Origin of the sequence: Allobosea sp. Leaf344 (genome assembly GCF_001426225.1) — a bacterium.
GTDB lineage: Bacteria > Pseudomonadota > Alphaproteobacteria > Rhizobiales > Beijerinckiaceae > Allobosea.
The window spans coordinates 154,721-168,558 of the sequence record NZ_LMRT01000001.1; the positions used below are offsets into that span (position 1 = coordinate 154,721).

14 protein-coding genes and 1 riboswitch are annotated in these 13,838 nt (G+C 68.0%); of the genes, 7 read left to right on the forward strand and 7 right to left on the reverse strand.

Features of this window, described 5'->3' with window-relative positions:
- Positions 1-42: 42 nt before the first annotated feature.
- From ASG72_RS00725 to ASG72_RS00745, 5 genes are all read left to right on the forward strand, one after another.
- Positions 43-807, forward strand: a complete 765-nt coding sequence (locus ASG72_RS00725) for a F0F1 ATP synthase subunit A (RefSeq protein WP_056707581.1) — start codon at positions 43-45, stop codon at positions 805-807.
- A gap of 63 nt (positions 808-870) precedes the next feature.
- Positions 871-1,098 carry a F0F1 ATP synthase subunit C gene (locus ASG72_RS00730; RefSeq protein WP_056707584.1) on the forward strand — a complete coding sequence of 76 codons (228 nt, stop codon included), beginning with the start codon at positions 871-873 and terminating at the stop codon, positions 1,096-1,098.
- Positions 1,099-1,233: 135 nt separating this feature from the next.
- Positions 1,234-1,788 (forward strand): F0F1 ATP synthase subunit B', encoded by a 555-nt coding sequence (locus tag ASG72_RS00735; RefSeq protein ID WP_244488647.1) that lies wholly within the window; start codon positions 1,234-1,236, stop codon positions 1,786-1,788.
- A gap of 11 nt (positions 1,789-1,799) precedes the next feature.
- Positions 1,800-2,276, forward strand: coding sequence for an ATP F0F1 synthase subunit B (locus tag ASG72_RS00740; protein WP_056707586.1), 477 nt, complete (start codon positions 1,800-1,802; stop codon positions 2,274-2,276).
- A gap of 86 nt (positions 2,277-2,362) precedes the next feature.
- Complete coding sequence (locus tag ASG72_RS00745; RefSeq protein WP_082539976.1) at positions 2,363-3,163, forward strand: dienelactone hydrolase family protein; 801 nt, start codon at positions 2,363-2,365, stop codon at positions 3,161-3,163.
- Between the two features lie 5 nt (positions 3,164-3,168).
- Here ASG72_RS00745 and ASG72_RS00750 read toward each other — a convergent pair whose 3' ends face one another.
- From ASG72_RS00750 to ASG72_RS00780, 7 genes are all read right to left on the reverse strand, one after another.
- Positions 3,169-4,461 carry a L,D-transpeptidase family protein gene (locus ASG72_RS00750; RefSeq protein WP_162246173.1) on the reverse strand — a complete coding sequence of 431 codons (1,293 nt, stop codon included), beginning with the start codon at positions 4,459-4,461 and terminating at the stop codon, positions 3,169-3,171.
- 194 nt (positions 4,462-4,655) lie between these two features.
- On the reverse strand, positions 4,656-6,230 hold the full coding sequence (gene gcvPB / locus ASG72_RS00755) for an aminomethyl-transferring glycine dehydrogenase subunit GcvPB (RefSeq protein ID WP_056709830.1): 1,575 nt from the start codon (positions 6,228-6,230) through the stop codon (positions 4,656-4,658).
- Entirely contained in the window at positions 6,230-7,570 is a 1,341-nt protein-coding gene (gene gcvPA / locus ASG72_RS00760) for an aminomethyl-transferring glycine dehydrogenase subunit GcvPA (RefSeq protein WP_056709831.1), read from the reverse strand. The genes gcvPB and gcvPA overlap by 1 nt, the downstream gene beginning before the upstream one ends.
- Positions 7,571-7,677: 107 nt before the next feature.
- Complete coding sequence (gcvH, locus tag ASG72_RS00765) at positions 7,678-8,052, reverse strand: glycine cleavage system protein GcvH (RefSeq protein ID WP_056707595.1); 375 nt, start codon at positions 8,050-8,052, stop codon at positions 7,678-7,680.
- Positions 8,053-8,126: 74 nt separating this feature from the next.
- Positions 8,127-9,290, reverse strand: coding sequence for a glycine cleavage system aminomethyltransferase GcvT (gene gcvT, locus ASG72_RS00770; protein WP_056707598.1), 1,164 nt, complete (start codon positions 9,288-9,290; stop codon positions 8,127-8,129).
- A 160-nt stretch (positions 9,291-9,450) separates the two neighbouring features.
- A riboswitch (glycine riboswitch) is annotated at positions 9,451-9,551 on the reverse strand.
- 79 nt (positions 9,552-9,630) lie between these two features.
- Positions 9,631-10,260: a hypothetical protein gene (locus tag ASG72_RS00775; RefSeq protein WP_156395738.1), complete on the reverse strand. Its 630-nt coding sequence runs from the start codon at positions 10,258-10,260 to the stop codon at positions 9,631-9,633.
- Positions 10,257-10,775: an invasion associated locus B family protein gene (locus ASG72_RS00780; RefSeq protein WP_056707603.1), complete on the reverse strand. Its 519-nt coding sequence runs from the start codon at positions 10,773-10,775 to the stop codon at positions 10,257-10,259. The genes ASG72_RS00775 and ASG72_RS00780 overlap by 4 nt, the downstream gene beginning before the upstream one ends.
- A gap of 370 nt (positions 10,776-11,145) precedes the next feature.
- Between ASG72_RS00780 and coxB the strand changes: the two genes are divergently transcribed.
- Both coxB and ctaD read left to right on the forward strand, forming a co-directional pair.
- Complete coding sequence (coxB, locus tag ASG72_RS00785) at positions 11,146-12,030, forward strand: cytochrome c oxidase subunit II (RefSeq protein WP_056707606.1); 885 nt, start codon at positions 11,146-11,148, stop codon at positions 12,028-12,030.
- Positions 12,031-12,124: 94 nt separating this feature from the next.
- Positions 12,125-13,753: a cytochrome c oxidase subunit I gene (gene ctaD / locus ASG72_RS00790; RefSeq protein ID WP_056709833.1), complete on the forward strand. Its 1,629-nt coding sequence runs from the start codon at positions 12,125-12,127 to the stop codon at positions 13,751-13,753.
- Positions 13,754-13,838: the final 85 nt, after the last annotated feature.

Below are 13,838 nucleotides of genomic sequence, written 5' to 3' on the forward strand. Positions count from 1 at the left end.
CCGATCCAGGCAGCCTCCAGGCTGCACGAAAGGGACTTTGACATGGCGGCCGGCGGCGGAATCGATCCGATCCACCAATTCGAGATCAAGCCACTCATCGGCCTGCGTCCGTTCGGCCTCGACCTGTCCTTCACCAATGCGTCGCTGTTCATGGTCCTGACCGTCGCCGCGATCACGGCGATCATGGTCTATGGCTCGAGCCAGCGCGCCACGGTCCCCGGCCGGCTGCAATCGCTCGCCGAGATGATCTATGAATTCGTCGCCTCCACCGTCACCGGCGTGATGGGCAAGGACGGCATGCGCTTCTTCCCCTTCGTGTTCTCGCTGTTCATGTTCGTGCTGATGGCGAACATGCTGGGGATGATCCCGGGCTCCTTCACCGTCACCAGCCATATCGTCGTCACCGCGGCCTTCGCCTTCCTGGTGATCGGCGTCGTGCTGGTCTACGGCATCGTCAAGCATGGCAGCCATTTCTTCGGCCTGTTCGTGCCGTCCGGCGTTCCCGGCTGGCTCTTGCCCTTCATGGTGCTGATCGAGGCGGTCTCCTTCGTCTCGCGCCCGATCTCGCTCTCGCTGCGCCTGTTCGGCAACATGCTGGCCGGCCACATCGCGCTGAAGGTGTTCGGCGGCTTCGTCGTCGCCCTGCTTGCCGGGGGCTCGGTCTTCGGCATGGTGATCGCGCCGCTGCCGCTGCTGCTCGCCATCGCGCTGACGGCGCTCGAATTCCTCGTCGCCTTCCTGCAGGCCTATGTCTTCGCGATCCTGACCTGCGTCTATCTCAACGATGCTCTGCACCCCGGCCATTGAGGCCAAAGCCGAGATCGCGAGAGTTCAACCCACCCCACACGCTTTTCACACCGGAGAAAGACCATGGATCCCGTTGCAGCCAAGTATCTCGGCGCTGGCCTCGCCTGTCTCGGAATGGGCCTCGCCGCCATCGGCGTCGGCAGCATTTTCGGCAACTTCCTCTCGGGCGCGCTGCGCAACCCTTCCGCGGCTGACGGCCAGTTCGGCCGCGCCTTCATCGGCGCCGCGCTCGCCGAAGGTCTGGGCATTTTCTGCTTCGTCGTCGCGCTCGTCCTGATGTTCGTGCTCTGAGGCACGGATCTCGCGACCTTGACGGCTCGCTCCCGGCGCGGCTCGCGCCGGGAGCCTGATTTTCCTTCGACAACCCCGCTGAAAGGCAGCTCCATGCCGCTTCGTTCTGCAACTGTCTTCGGACGCGGATTGGCCGTGACGGCCGCTCTGTTCGTGGCCGGTGCTGCTCAGGCTGCTCCCCAGCCGGGCGCGAAGGCGGCGTTTCCGCCCTTCGATGCCAGCACGTTCGCGGGCCAGCTGTTCTGGCTGGCGCTGACCTTCGGCCTGCTCTACTGGCTGATGTCGACCATCGCGCTGCCGCGCGTCGGCGCCATCCTGGCCGATCGCGCCAGCACCATCGCCCGTGACCTCGACAACGCCGCCGCCATGCAGGCCAAGGCCGAGGAGACGGCGCAGGCCTATGAGACGGCCTTGACCGAAGCCCGCAAGAACGCCCAGTCGATCGCCCAGGCCGCCCGCGATGCCGGCGCCAAGGCCTCCGACGAGCGCCGCCGCGTCGTCGAAGCGGATCTTTCCGCCCGGCTCGAACAGGCGGAAGCGCAGATCGCAGCCACGAGGACGGCTGCCATGACCAATGTCCGCGATCTCGGCAGCGATGTCGCCATCGCGATCGTCACCAAACTGACCGGGCAGGCGCCGAGCGCGACCGAGGCCAATGCCGCGGTCGACCAGGCGCTGGCGCGCGGCTGAGGAGAGATCAGATGGATACTTTCTGGGTCGGCGTCGCCTTCTTCATCTTCATCGGAATCCTCGTCAAATTCGGCGTGCACAGGAAGATCCTCGGCGCGCTGGACGCCCGCGGCGAGCTCGTGGCGCAGGAGCTGGCCGAGGCCCGCCGCCTCCGCCAGGATGCGGAGCGGCTGCTGGCCGAGTACGAGTCCAAGCGCAAGGCCGCCGAGGCCGAGGCCGCCGAGATCGTCGCCAACGCCAATGAGGAGGCCAAGCGCCTCGCCGCCGAGGCCGAGACCAAGCTCAATGATTTCGTCGCGCGCCGCACCAAATCGGCCGAGGACAAGATCGCCCAGGCCGAGATGCAGGCCGCGGCCGATGTCCGCGCCGCGGCGGCCGAGGCCGCCACCCGCGCGGCGGAGACGATCCTGCGGACGCAGATGGCCGGACAGGCCGGCGACGCGGCCTTCGCCACGGGGCTGCAGGAGGTCAAGGCCAAGCTCAACTGAGCCTTGGCGTTCGTCTCGACCATTTACGCCGCGATCCCCCGGGATCGCGGCGTTTTCCGTTTCGGGGACCCGAGGAGGCGCGATCGATGGGGTTGCTGCGTTTCGCCATGGCCGGGCTGGGCCTGGCCATCATCGCCACCGCGCCGTCGCAGGCGATGGACAGGGTCGGCTTCGCCTCGCGCGACGGCACCATGCTCAGCGGGCTGCTGGCGAAGCCCGACGGTCCGGGGCCCTTCCCGGCCGTGGTGGCGATGCATGGCTGCTCCGGGCTGTGGACCGGGTCCGGCCGGCTGAATCCGCGGGAGGCCGACTGGACGCAGCGGCTGGTCGCGGCGGGCTATGCCGTGCTGCTGCCGGACAGCTTCCGGCCGCGCGGGCTGACCGCGCTCTGCAACGACCGGGAGCGCAGCCTGACACCGCGCATGCGGGCGCAGGATGCGCTGGGGGCGGCGGATTTCCTGGCCGCCCAGCCCTTCGGCGCCAGGGGCAGGACGAGCCTGCTCGGCTGGTCGAATGGCGGCTCGACGGTGCTGCATGTCGCCGGCTCGGCGGCGGCGCCCGCCTTCCGCCGGATCATCGCCTTCTATCCCGGCTGCCGTGTGATCCTGAAGGCGGGCTGGCGGGCGCAGGTGCCGACCACGATCCTGCACGGCCTCGCCGATGACTGGACCCCGGCGGCGCCCTGCGCCGAGCTCGCAGCCGCCGGCGGCGCGCGCTTCATCGGCTATCCCGGCGCCTTCCACAATTTCGACCATCCGAACCTGCCGCTGCGCGAGCGCAAGGCGGCCTATTCGCAGCGGCCGGACGGGCTGGTGACGATCGGCACCGATGCGGGCGCGCGCCAGCAGGCGATGGAAGAGACGCTGGCGATCCTAAGCCGGCCGTGACCGGATCAGTTGCTCGCGGTCTTGGCGGGGAGCGGCGCCGCCGGCGCAGCGGTGCCGGGCGCGACCGGGATCGATAGCGGCCGAGCCGGCGGCTGCGTGATCGCGGCGCGTGCCTTCGGCTTGCGGGCGACGATGGTGGATGTGACGATGCCCTGGGGGGTGTCGAGCTCGTAGATGTCGTCGCGGAACTGTGCCAGCCCGTCGGCGCCCTGCCAGCCGGTGAGATAGACCCAGGCGACGGGCACGGCCTTCTTCAGCGCGATGTTCTTGCGCTCGCCCTTGGCGATCTCCGCCTCGATCGCCGGCACGGTCCATTCGGTGCCTTCGAGCAGCCAGGCCGCGAGGTCCCGCACACCCTCGACCCGGGCACAACCCGAGGAGTTGAAGCGGACATCGTTGCGGAACAGGTTCTTCTTCGGCGTGTCGTGCAGATAGACGGCCTCGGAATTCGGCATGTCGATCTTGAGCTGGCCGAGCGCGTTGAGCGGGCCGGGATCCTGCCGCACGGTGAAGTAAGGCGCGTTCAGCGAAGTCCAGTTCACCGTGGCCGGATCGATCTCCTTGTTCTCGGCGCCGAGCAACTTCATGTTCGACTTGGCGACGAAATCCGGCTCCTTGCGCATTTTCGGGATGATGTCGGCCTTCACGATCGAGGTCGGCACCGTCCAATAGGGGTTGAGATTGACCGAGGTGATGCTGGCCTGCAGCACGGGGGACGGACGGTCGGGCCGGCCGACCACTGCGAGGTGGCGACGCTGGACGATGCCGTTCTCGACCGCCTCGACGCTGGCGCCGGGGATGTTGACGACGACATAGCGCCCGGTGAAGGTGAAGCCGTTGCTCTTCAGCCTCTCCAAGGTCGCGGTCAGCTGGTTGAGCCGGATCTCGACCGGGACGTTCAGCGCCTTCAGCGTCAGCCGCCCGACCGTGCCGAGATCGGAAAGCCCGTGCCGGAGCTGGAAGCGCTTGACGGCGGCGATGACGGCGGCGTCGTAGACATCGCCCGGCATGGCCTCGGGCGGCAGGTCGCCGCTGGCGAGCAGGCGCTGCTTCAGCAGCACGACATCCGGCCCCTGCGCATCGGGCTTCAGGGCGGTGACGCTGGCGGGGACACGCGGCCAGCCGCCGCGGCTGGCGATGTCCTCATGGGCGATCAGCGCGTCCAGGGTCCGGTCATAGGTGTTGGGCCCGTAGCTCGGCTCATTGGCCCGCGCCGCGGAGGCTCCCAGCGCCAAAGCGAACAAAGCTGCGCCCGCGACGGTGGCGATGGCGGATGCGCGGGCTCGGTGGACGGACATGACGACTTCCAGGGGATGCGAATGGCGCATATCCCCAGCATCCGCCCGACATGGTCAAGGAAGGCTTAAGAGGCGGCGCAATCTGCGACAGCCCATGTCAGCAGCGAAACGGAGCATCCACGCGGCCGCGATCGACCGCCCGGGCCTCGCTTGCGCCCGGAGCGGAGGAGCGAGGCCCGTGGCTTGGTCCGCGCCTATTCCGCGGCTTCGGCGATCGGCTCCGGCTTCACCCATTTCAGCACGGGCTGGCGGGCGGCCCGGGTCTCGTCGAGGCGGCGCAGCGGGGCGTGATGCGGGGCACCGGTGAAGCGGCTCTTGTCATTGCCCTTCGTCGCCATGGCGAGGTCGCGCAGGGTGGCGATGAAGAGGTCGAGCGAAGCCTTCGATTCCGACTCCGTCGGCTCGACCAGCATGGCGCCATGCACGACGAGCGGGAAATACACGGTCATCGGGTGATAGCCCTCGTCGATCATCGCCTTGGCGAAATCGAGCGTAGTGACGCCGGTGCCCTTCAGCCACTCGTCGTCGAACAGCGCCTCATGCATCGAGGGATGGTCCGGGAAGGGCAGCGACATCAGGTCCTGCAGGCCGGCGCGGATGTAGTTGGCGTTCAGCACGGCATCTTCGGAGGCCTGCTTCATGCCGTCGGCGCCATGGCTGAGCATATAGGTCAGGGCGCGGACATACATGCCCATCTGGCCGTGGAAGGCGGTGATGCGGCCGAAGGGGGCGTTGCCCTCCGGAGCATCAGCGACATTCTCGACGAGGCGCGGCGCGCCATCCTCGAGATGGATGAAGGGAACCGGCGCGAAGGGCGCCAGACGCTCCGACAGCACGACCGGGCCGGAACCCGGCCCGCCGCCGCCATGGGGCGTGGAGAAGGTCTTGTGCAGGTTGATGTGCATCGCGTCGACGCCGAGATCGCCCGGCTTCGCCTTGCCGACGATCGCGTTGTAATTGGCGCCGTCGCAGTAGAAATAGGCGCCCGCCTCATGCATCGCGGCGGCGATCTCGACGATCTGCGGCTCGAAGATGCCACAGGTATTGGGGTTGGTCAGCATGATCGCCGCGACGTCGGGGCCGAGCAGCGCCTTCACATCCTCGACCGCCACCGTGCCGTCCTCGCGGGCGGGAACGGGCTTCACCACGAAGCCGATCAGCGCCGCCGTGGCGGGGTTGGTGCCATGGGCGGATTCCGGCACCAGCACGGTGCGGCGGGTCTCGCCTTCGCCCTTGGCCGCGATCGCGGCCTTGATCGCCATCATGCCGCAGAGCTCGCCATGGGCTCCCGCCTTGGGCGAGAGCGAGACGGCGGGCATGCCGGTCAGCACCATCAGATAGCGGGCGAGCTCCTGCATCAGCTCGAGCGCGCCCGGCACGGTCGAAACCGGCTGCAGCGGATGGACGTCGGAGAAGCCCGGCAGCCGCGCCATCTTCTCGTTGAGCCGGGCATTATGCTTCATCGTGCAGGAGCCGAGCGGGAAGAGCCCGGTATCGATGCCGTAATTCTTCTGGCTGAGGCGGACGTAATGGCGCATCGCCTCCGGTTCGGAGAGGCCGGGCAGGCCGATGCCGTCCTTGCGCGCCAGCTTACCGAGCCGGCTCTTGAACGGGCCCGGCTTGTCGATGTCGACGCCGGTGGTCTCGTAGCGGCCGATCTCGAAGATCAGCGGCTCGATCTGCTGCAGCGCCCTGTTGCCGGTGAAGGTGGCGTGCGCCTCCTGCGCTCCCTCGCCGGCCTGGGTGGGACGTCCCTGACGGTTCAGCATCACAGCACCTCCGCGAGCGCCGCCACGAAGGCCGCCCGATCCTCATCCGTATTGACTTCGGTATTGGCGACGATCAGCAGATCGTCGAGGCCCTGGCCCGGCAGCAGGCGCGAGACCGGCACGCCGGCGAGCACGCCCTTTTCCGCCATGGCTTCCACCACGGCGGCGGCCGGCCGGCTCAGCTTCAGCGTGAACTCGTTGAAGAAGGTCTCGTTGAGCAGCTCGACGCCCTTCACGCCCGCCAGCCCCTCGGCCAGCTTGACGGCATTGGCGTGGTTGGTTTCCGCCACCAGCGCCAGGCCGGCCTGGCCCAGAAGGGTCATGTGGATGGTGAAGGCCAGGCAGCACAGGCCGGAATTGGTGCAGATGTTGGAGGTCGCCTTGTCGCGGCGGATATGCTGCTCGCGGGTCGACAACGTCAGCACGAAGCCGCGGCGGCCATCGGCATCGACCGTCTCGCCGCAGAGCCGACCCGGCATCTGGCGGACATATTTGGCCTTGGCGGCGAAGAGACCGACATAGGGCCCGCCGAAATTCAGGGCGTTGCCGATGGACTGGCCCTCGCCCACCACGATGTCGGCGCCCATTTCGCCGGGCGAGGTCACGGCGCCGAGCGACATGACCTCGGTGAACACCGCGATCAGCAGCGCGCCATGGGCGTGAGCCTTCTCGGCGATCGGGCGGAGATCGCGGAGATTGCCGAACACGTCGGGCGACTGCACCACGACGCAGGAGGTCTCGTCGTCGATCGCGGCCAGGATATCCTCGCTGGCGCGGATATCGGCCGGCAGCGTCACCACCTCGTCGCTCGCCATCTCCGACAGGGTCTGCACCACCGCGGCGTAATGGGGATGCAGCCCGCCCGAGAGCACGGCCTTGCGCCGCCTGGTGACGCGATGCGCCATCAGCACCGCCTCGCCGGTCCCGGTCGAGCCGTCATACATCGAGGCGTTGGCCACCTCCATGCCGGTCAGGGCCGCGACCTGCGTCTGGAACTCGAAGAGATATTGCAGCGTGCCCTGCGCGATCTCGGGCTGGTAGGGCGTATAGCTGGTCAAAAATTCCGAGCGCTGGATCAGATGGTCGACGGTCGCCGGGACATGGTGCTTATAGGCGCCGGCGCCGACGAAGAAGGGCATCGAGGAGGCGGAGCGATTGCGCCCCGCCATCTTCGCCAGGATGCGCTCGACCTCCGCCTCGCCGCGCCCGCGCGGCAGATCGACCGGCGTCTTCAGCAGCTTGTCGGCGGGCACGTCGCTGAACAGCGCGTCGATATCGGCGACGCCGATGCGGGCGAGCATGTCCTCGCGGTCGGTGTCGGTCAGCGGGAGATAGCGCATGATCATCCTCGGTCATGGCGGGCTCTGGCGCGGACAGGCGCCGGGAGCCCATGAGCTCAGGGTTCGATGAAGCCGCCCCCGCGGGAGGGCGGCGCGGGCCGTGCGGCTCAGAGCGTCTTGACGTAGTTCTGGTACTCGCCTTCGCTCATCAGCCCTTCCAGCTCGGCCGGGTCCTTGAGCTTGAGCTTGACGAACCAGCCCTTGCCGGCCGGATCCTCGTTGACCGTGCCGGGCGCGCCTTCGAGCTCGCTGTTGACCTCGACCACCTCGCCCGAGACCGGTGCATAGACCTCGGACGCCGCCTTGACGCTCTCGACCACGGCGGCCTCGCCACCCTTGGTCACGCTCTTGCCGATGCTCGGCAGCTCGACGAAGACGACGTCCCCGAGCTGGCCCTGCGCGTAGTCGGTGATGCCGACGATGCCGGTATCGCCTTCGATGCGGATATATTCGTGATCCTTGGTGTAGCGGGTCTCGGCCATGACGGGCTCCTGGCGGCAGCGATGCTGGGGATAGGGAAGGTTCGGCGATAAATCGGGCGAAGGCGAGATCGGGGTCAGCGCTTGTAGCGGTTGGGGACGAAGGGCATCGGAGCCACGGTCGCCGGCAGGTTCCGGCCGCGGACGATCAGGTCGAGCCTCGTGCCCGGCGCGGCATGCGCCCTGGCGACATAGCCCATGGCGCAGGGCGCGTTCAGCGTGGGGCCGAAGCCGCCGGAGGTGACGGTTCCGACGGTCTCGCCCTCCGGCGTGGCGATCTCCGCGCCTTCGCGGGCCGGGGCACGGCCTTCCGGCAGCAGGCCGACGCGGATCCGGGCCGGGCCTTCCGCCAGCTCGCGCTGGATGCGGGCGGCGCCGGGGAAGCCGCCCTCCTCGCGGCGACGCTTCTGGATCGACCAGGTCAGCCCGGCCTCGACGGGAGACGTCGTGGTGTCGATGTCATGGCCGTAGAGGCACAGCCCCGCTTCCAGCCGCAGCGAGTCGCGCGCGCCGAGGCCGATCGGCTTGACCGATTCATCGAGCAGCAGCGTGTCCCAGATCTCGCCGATCCGGCTGGCGGCGGCGGAAATCTCGTAGCCATCCTCGCCGGTATAGCCCGACCGACTGACATTGGCCTTGATGCCGGCGACCCGGATGGTGCGCTGGGACATGAAGCCCATCGCCGCCGCCTCCGGCGCGATCGCAGCGAGCGCCTGCTCCGCGGCCGGGCCCTGCAGCGCGATCAATCCGCGGTGCTCGGCCCTGACCAGCTTCACATTGGCCGGGAGGCGCGCCTCGATATGCGCGTAATCCTGGGTCTTGCAGGCCGCGTTGACGACGAGATAGAGCGCGCCGTCCTCGTCCTCGTCGAGCGACCGCGAGACCATCAGATCGTCGAGGATGCCACCCTCCTCGTTCAGCAGCTGGGAGTAGCGCTGCTTGCCGGGAGCGAGGTTGAGGATGTCGGCGGGGATCAGCGCTTCCAGCGCGCGGGCCGTGGTCTCATGGTCGGGGCCGATGAGGAAGGCCTGCCCCATATGCGAGACGTCGAAGAGGCCGGCCTTCTCGCGCGTCCAATTATGCTCGGTCAGAATCCCGGTGGGGTATTGCACCGGCATGTCATAGCCGGCGAAGGGCACCATGCGGGCGCCGAGCGCGACATGGCGGGCATGGAGCGGCGTCTTGAGCGGGGCAGCGGCCTCGGCCTGTGCGGCAGCGGCAACGTCAACATCGGCAGCCATGGTCGGCCCCTTCCAGAATCGAGCGCAAGCCCCGGACGGATGTGCCCGGAGCGCGCCCCCTCTGTCTTGGAACCTGAGAGATTTCCCCGTGCCGACCGACAGGCCGGACAGGTTACACCCGTCGGTGGGCGGAATCGCTTCCGCCACTTTCCAGAGCGCCAGTTCCCACGCGGTCCGTTTGCCTGAGCGTTTCCGGGGCGGTTGCGCCTTCGGCGCCGGGCTCCGGACGAATCCGGTCCCGGTCTCTCCCGCGGGGATGTTGCGGCTGCCGCCACTGATACTGGAGGGCTCGCTCAAGTCAATCCGCGAGCGACCCCAATCCGCAGCTTATGGCGCCGGCTCAGCGCCGGCGGCTGCGGCCCGGGGCGGCGCCACCGGGCTTGAGATCGACGAAGATCTCGACATCGCCGCGGCCGGCGGGGACCATGATCCCCTCCTCGACATGGGCGAAGCTCGCCCCGCCCTGGCCGGAGCCGACGGAGCCGCCGACGCGCGAGGCACGGCGCGCCACCGTCGTGGTGCCGCGCTTCACCTCGGTGATCATGGTGGCGTAATAGGCGCCGGGAGAGCCGGCCGGCCCGAGCAGCACGCGCCCCTCGACCCCGACCTTGAGGCTGAAGGCGCCGGACTGGCCCTGCGCCGTGCATTCGCGCGCGACGTTCAGGATCGAGATCTGATGGCGCAGGCTGCTGCTGTCGGGGCCCGACTGGGCGCGCAGCGCCGCACCGCCATCGGTGATGATCACCTCGGGGCAGGAGAAGCGGTTATCCTCCTCGCGCTGCGCCGCGACCTCGCCCTGCGTCCGCTGCGGCGCGACCGGGGGCCGGGTCGACTGGAACATCACGATGTTGCCGATGGTCTCGAAGGTGCCCGGCTGGGAGGAGGATCCCGAGGAGCCGCAGCCGGCGAGCCCGAGGCAGAGGAGCGGCAGGGCCAGGACCCGCAAACGGGGCGAAGTCGCGTCAATCACGGCAGGGTCTCCACGCCAGGGCCGAATCCGTTGAGGGAGACGGGGATGCCGACGCCCTCCTCCGGTGTCTGGAATACGATGAAGGTGGCGTTCTTGCCGCCCTTGAGCTGGCCGAGCAGGGTGTCGTCCATCACCACCTCGGCGACGCAGCCCGTGGTCAGGCAGCGCACGAAGCCGGCGCGGCCGATATCCTTGTCGTCGATCTTCAGGCCGAGGCCGGAGGGCAAAAGCACGCCGAGCGGCGCGACGACGCGCAACAGCCGGCTCTTCTGATCGGCCGTCTTCAGCACGATGACGAGCAGCGTCAGATTCGGCCGGTCCTCGGCCGCGACGTTCTGGACCAGCGCGCATTGCTCGGCCTTGGCCCCCGGCGGCACTTCGCAGCGCATCTGCCAGTCGCCATGCGTCGCCTTCACCGCGCCCTGCGCCCACGCCGGCGAGGCCGAGCCGAGGCTCGCGATGCCGGCCGCCAGAACGAGCCCGATGAACCAGACGGGTCGGATGAAATGTCCCATCCCTGCCAAACCTCCTCGTCGCCCTCCCCGAAGGGAAGCGATCATTGCCGGATCGGTGCGATCGGGCCGGCAGCCGCGCCGCCTCGCCCGCATCGCCCGGCGCCGCCGCACCATGAGTGCGTTGGGACCATGCAGGCCCTGTCCTGTCAAGGCGAGAGCCCGCCGGCGGGCCGCGACGGGCGAGTCAACTCGCGCGATTATGCCGCATGGGCTGCGTGAAACGCTCGCATTGCCCCACTGGCGCAAGCGTGATCTTTGATTTATCGCAATGCCGAAGAGCGGGCGGGCCCAGCGGCCTCGCCCCGCCGCGCATGGGGCAGGTTCCGAGCAGGGCCCCGTGGCGGGCTTGATGAGGAGCTAAGTCGGACCGATGCGATTTCTGAGCAGGACCCTTGCAACAGTTGCCGCCAGCGCGATCGTCGCCGGCGCCGCGACGCTCGCCCCTGAGATCGCTTCGGCCGGCACCGGGCAGCCCACGCCGTGGCAGCTGAACCTGCAGGGTCCGGTCACCGAGGTGGCGGCCTATATCAACTGGTTCCACGACTGGCTGAACGTCATCATCTTCGCGATCTCGATCTTCGTCCTCGCGCTGCTGGTCTATGTCGCCTTCCGCTTCAACGAGAAGCGCAACCCGACCCCCTCCCGCACCACCCACAACGCCCTGCTCGAGGTGGCGTGGACGGTGATCCCGGTCCTGATCCTCGTCGTCATCGCCATCCCCTCCTTCCGTCTGCTGAAGCTGCAGCTCGAGATCCCGCAGGCCGACATCACCGTGAAGGTGACCGGCAAGCAATGGTACTGGTCCTATGAGTACCCGCAGGCCGCCGGCGCCTTCGGCTTCGATTCGCTGATGCTCGACGAGGCGCAGCGCGCCGAGGCGATCAGCAGCAACAAGATCACCGCCGCGGAAGCGCCCCGCCTGCTGGCCGTGGACAACGAGGCGGTCGTGCCGGTCGGCAAGGTCATCCGCGTGCAGGTCACCGGCGCCGACGTGATCCACAAATTCACGGTGCCGTCCTTCGGCATCAAGATCGACGCCATTCCCGGCCGCCTGAACGAGACCTGGTTCCGCGCCGACCGCGAAGGCATCTATTACGGCCAGTGCTCGTTCATCTGCGGCCAGAACCACGCCTTCATGCCGATCGCCTTCCGCGTGGTCAGCGCCGAGCGCTACGCCGCCTGGCTCGAGGAATCCAAGAAGAAGTTCGCCAACGCTTCCGATGCCGGCAGCAAGGTCGCGACTGCGTCCGAGTGACCTTCTTCGCAAACCGCTCCGCCGTCCCATATCGACGGTGCAAGACCTGAACGATGACTGACGCGAAGTGACTTCGCACAAGGAGACCAAGGCCATGGCAACAGCGGCTCCGCACGCTCACGGGCACGGACATGAGGCCGAGCACGCCAACCCGACCGGGTTGCGCCGCTGGCTGATGTCGACCAACCACAAGGATATCGGCACGCTCTACCTGATCTTCGCGATCATGGCGGGGCTGGTCGGCGGCTTCCTCTCGATCATGATGCGCATCGAGCTGCAGCAGCCCGGCCTGCAGATCTTCGCCAATGGCCAGACCTACAACGTCTTCGTCACCGGCCACGGGCTGATCATGATCTTCTTCATGGTGATGCCGGCGGTGATCGGCGGCTTCGGCAACTGGTTCGTGCCGCTGATGATCGGCGCGCCGGACATGGCCTTCCCGCGCATGAACAACATCTCGTTCTGGCTGACGGTCGCCGGCTTCGTGCTGCTGATCATCTCGCTCTTCGTCGAGGGCGCGCCCGGCACCAAGGGCGTCGGCACGGGCTGGACGGTATATCCGCCGTTCTCCTCAACCGGGCATCCCGGACCGGCGGTCGATTTCGGCATCCTCTCGCTCCATCTGGCGGGGGCCGCCTCGATCCTGGGCGCGATCAACTTCATCACCACCATTCTGAACATGCGCGCGCCGGGCATGACGCTGCACAAGATGCCGCTCTTCGCCTGGTCCGTGCTGGTCACCGCCTTCCTGCTGCTGCTCGCCCTGCCCGTCCTGGCCGGCGCCATCACCATGCTGCTGACCGACCGCAATTTCGGCACGACCTTCTATGACCCGGCGGGTGGCGGCGACCCGATCCTTTACCAGCACCTGTTCTGGTTCTTCGGGCATCCCGAGGTGTACATCATGATCCTGCCGGCCTTCGGCATGATCAGCCACATCATCTCGACCTTCTCGAAGAAGCCGATCTTCGGCTATCTCGGCATGGCCTATGCCATGGTCGCGATCGGCGTCGTCGGCTTCATCGTCTGGGCCCACCACATGTACACCGCCGGGCTGTCGCTCAACACCCAGCGCTATTTCGTGTTCGCGACGATGGTCATCGCGGTGCCGACCGGCATCAAGATCTTCTCCTGGATCGCGACGATGTGGGGCGGCTCGCTGCGCTTCACCGCGCCGATGGTCTGGGCGATCGGCTTCATCTTCCTGTTCACCGTCGGCGGCGTCACCGGCGTGGTGCTGGCCAATGCCGGCGTCGACCGCTCGCTGCACGCGACCTATTACGTGGTGGCGCATTTCCACTATGTGCTGTCGCTCGGCGCCGTGTTCGGCATCTTCGCGGGCTTCTACTACTGGTTCCCGAAGATGAGCGGCTATGTGATCCCGGACTGGATCGGCCGGCTGCATTTCTGGGTGGCCTTCTTCGGCGCCAACCTGCTGTTCTTCCCGCAGCACTTCCTCGGGCTGGCCGGCATGCCCCGCCATTATGTCGACTATCCCGACGCCTTCGCGGGCTGGCATTTCTGGTCCTCGATCGGCTCCTACATCTTCGCGGCCGGCCTGCTGATCTTCTTCTACGGCGTCTGGACGGCCTTCGCGCGGAAGGAACTGGCCGGCGACAATCCGTGGGGCGAAGGCGCGACGACGCTGGAATGGACCCTGCCGTCGCCCCCGCCCTTCCACCAGTTCGAGACCCTGCCGCGGATCACCGGCTCGGATCACTGAGACTTCGAGGCGGCGGGCCCGGCCGGGCCCGCCGCCGCCCCTCCCCCGAGCGCCGGATGCGGCGTTCCGGCGATGGGCGGCAAGG

Excerpts from the sequence above, each read along its gene's own strand:
- ctaD (WP_056709833.1), top strand. The coding sequence starts at position 12,125 with ATGGCAACAGCGGCTCCGCACGCTCACGGGCACGGACATGAGGCCGAG.
- ASG72_RS00745 (WP_082539976.1), top strand. The coding sequence starts at position 2,363 with ATGGGGTTGCTGCGTTTCGCCATGGCCGGGCTGGGCCTGGCCATCATC.
- ASG72_RS00780 (WP_056707603.1), bottom strand. The coding sequence starts at position 10,775 with ATGGGACATTTCATCCGACCCGTCTGGTTCATCGGGCTCGTTCTGGCG.
- ASG72_RS00725 (WP_056707581.1), top strand. The coding sequence starts at position 43 with ATGGCGGCCGGCGGCGGAATCGATCCGATCCACCAATTCGAGATCAAG.
- coxB (WP_056707606.1), top strand. The coding sequence starts at position 11,146 with ATGCGATTTCTGAGCAGGACCCTTGCAACAGTTGCCGCCAGCGCGATC.
- gcvPB (WP_056709830.1), bottom strand. The coding sequence starts at position 6,230 with ATGCTGAACCGTCAGGGACGTCCCACCCAGGCCGGCGAGGGAGCGCAG.
- gcvPA (WP_056709831.1), bottom strand. The coding sequence starts at position 7,570 with ATGCGCTATCTCCCGCTGACCGACACCGACCGCGAGGACATGCTCGCC.
- gcvH (WP_056707595.1), bottom strand. The coding sequence starts at position 8,052 with ATGGCCGAGACCCGCTACACCAAGGATCACGAATATATCCGCATCGAA.
- gcvT (WP_056707598.1), bottom strand. The coding sequence starts at position 9,290 with ATGGCTGCCGATGTTGACGTTGCCGCTGCCGCACAGGCCGAGGCCGCT.
- ASG72_RS00750 (WP_162246173.1), bottom strand. The coding sequence starts at position 4,461 with ATGTCCGTCCACCGAGCCCGCGCATCCGCCATCGCCACCGTCGCGGGC.
- ASG72_RS00740 (WP_056707586.1), top strand. The coding sequence starts at position 1,800 with ATGGATACTTTCTGGGTCGGCGTCGCCTTCTTCATCTTCATCGGAATC.
- ASG72_RS00730 (WP_056707584.1), top strand. The coding sequence starts at position 871 with ATGGATCCCGTTGCAGCCAAGTATCTCGGCGCTGGCCTCGCCTGTCTC.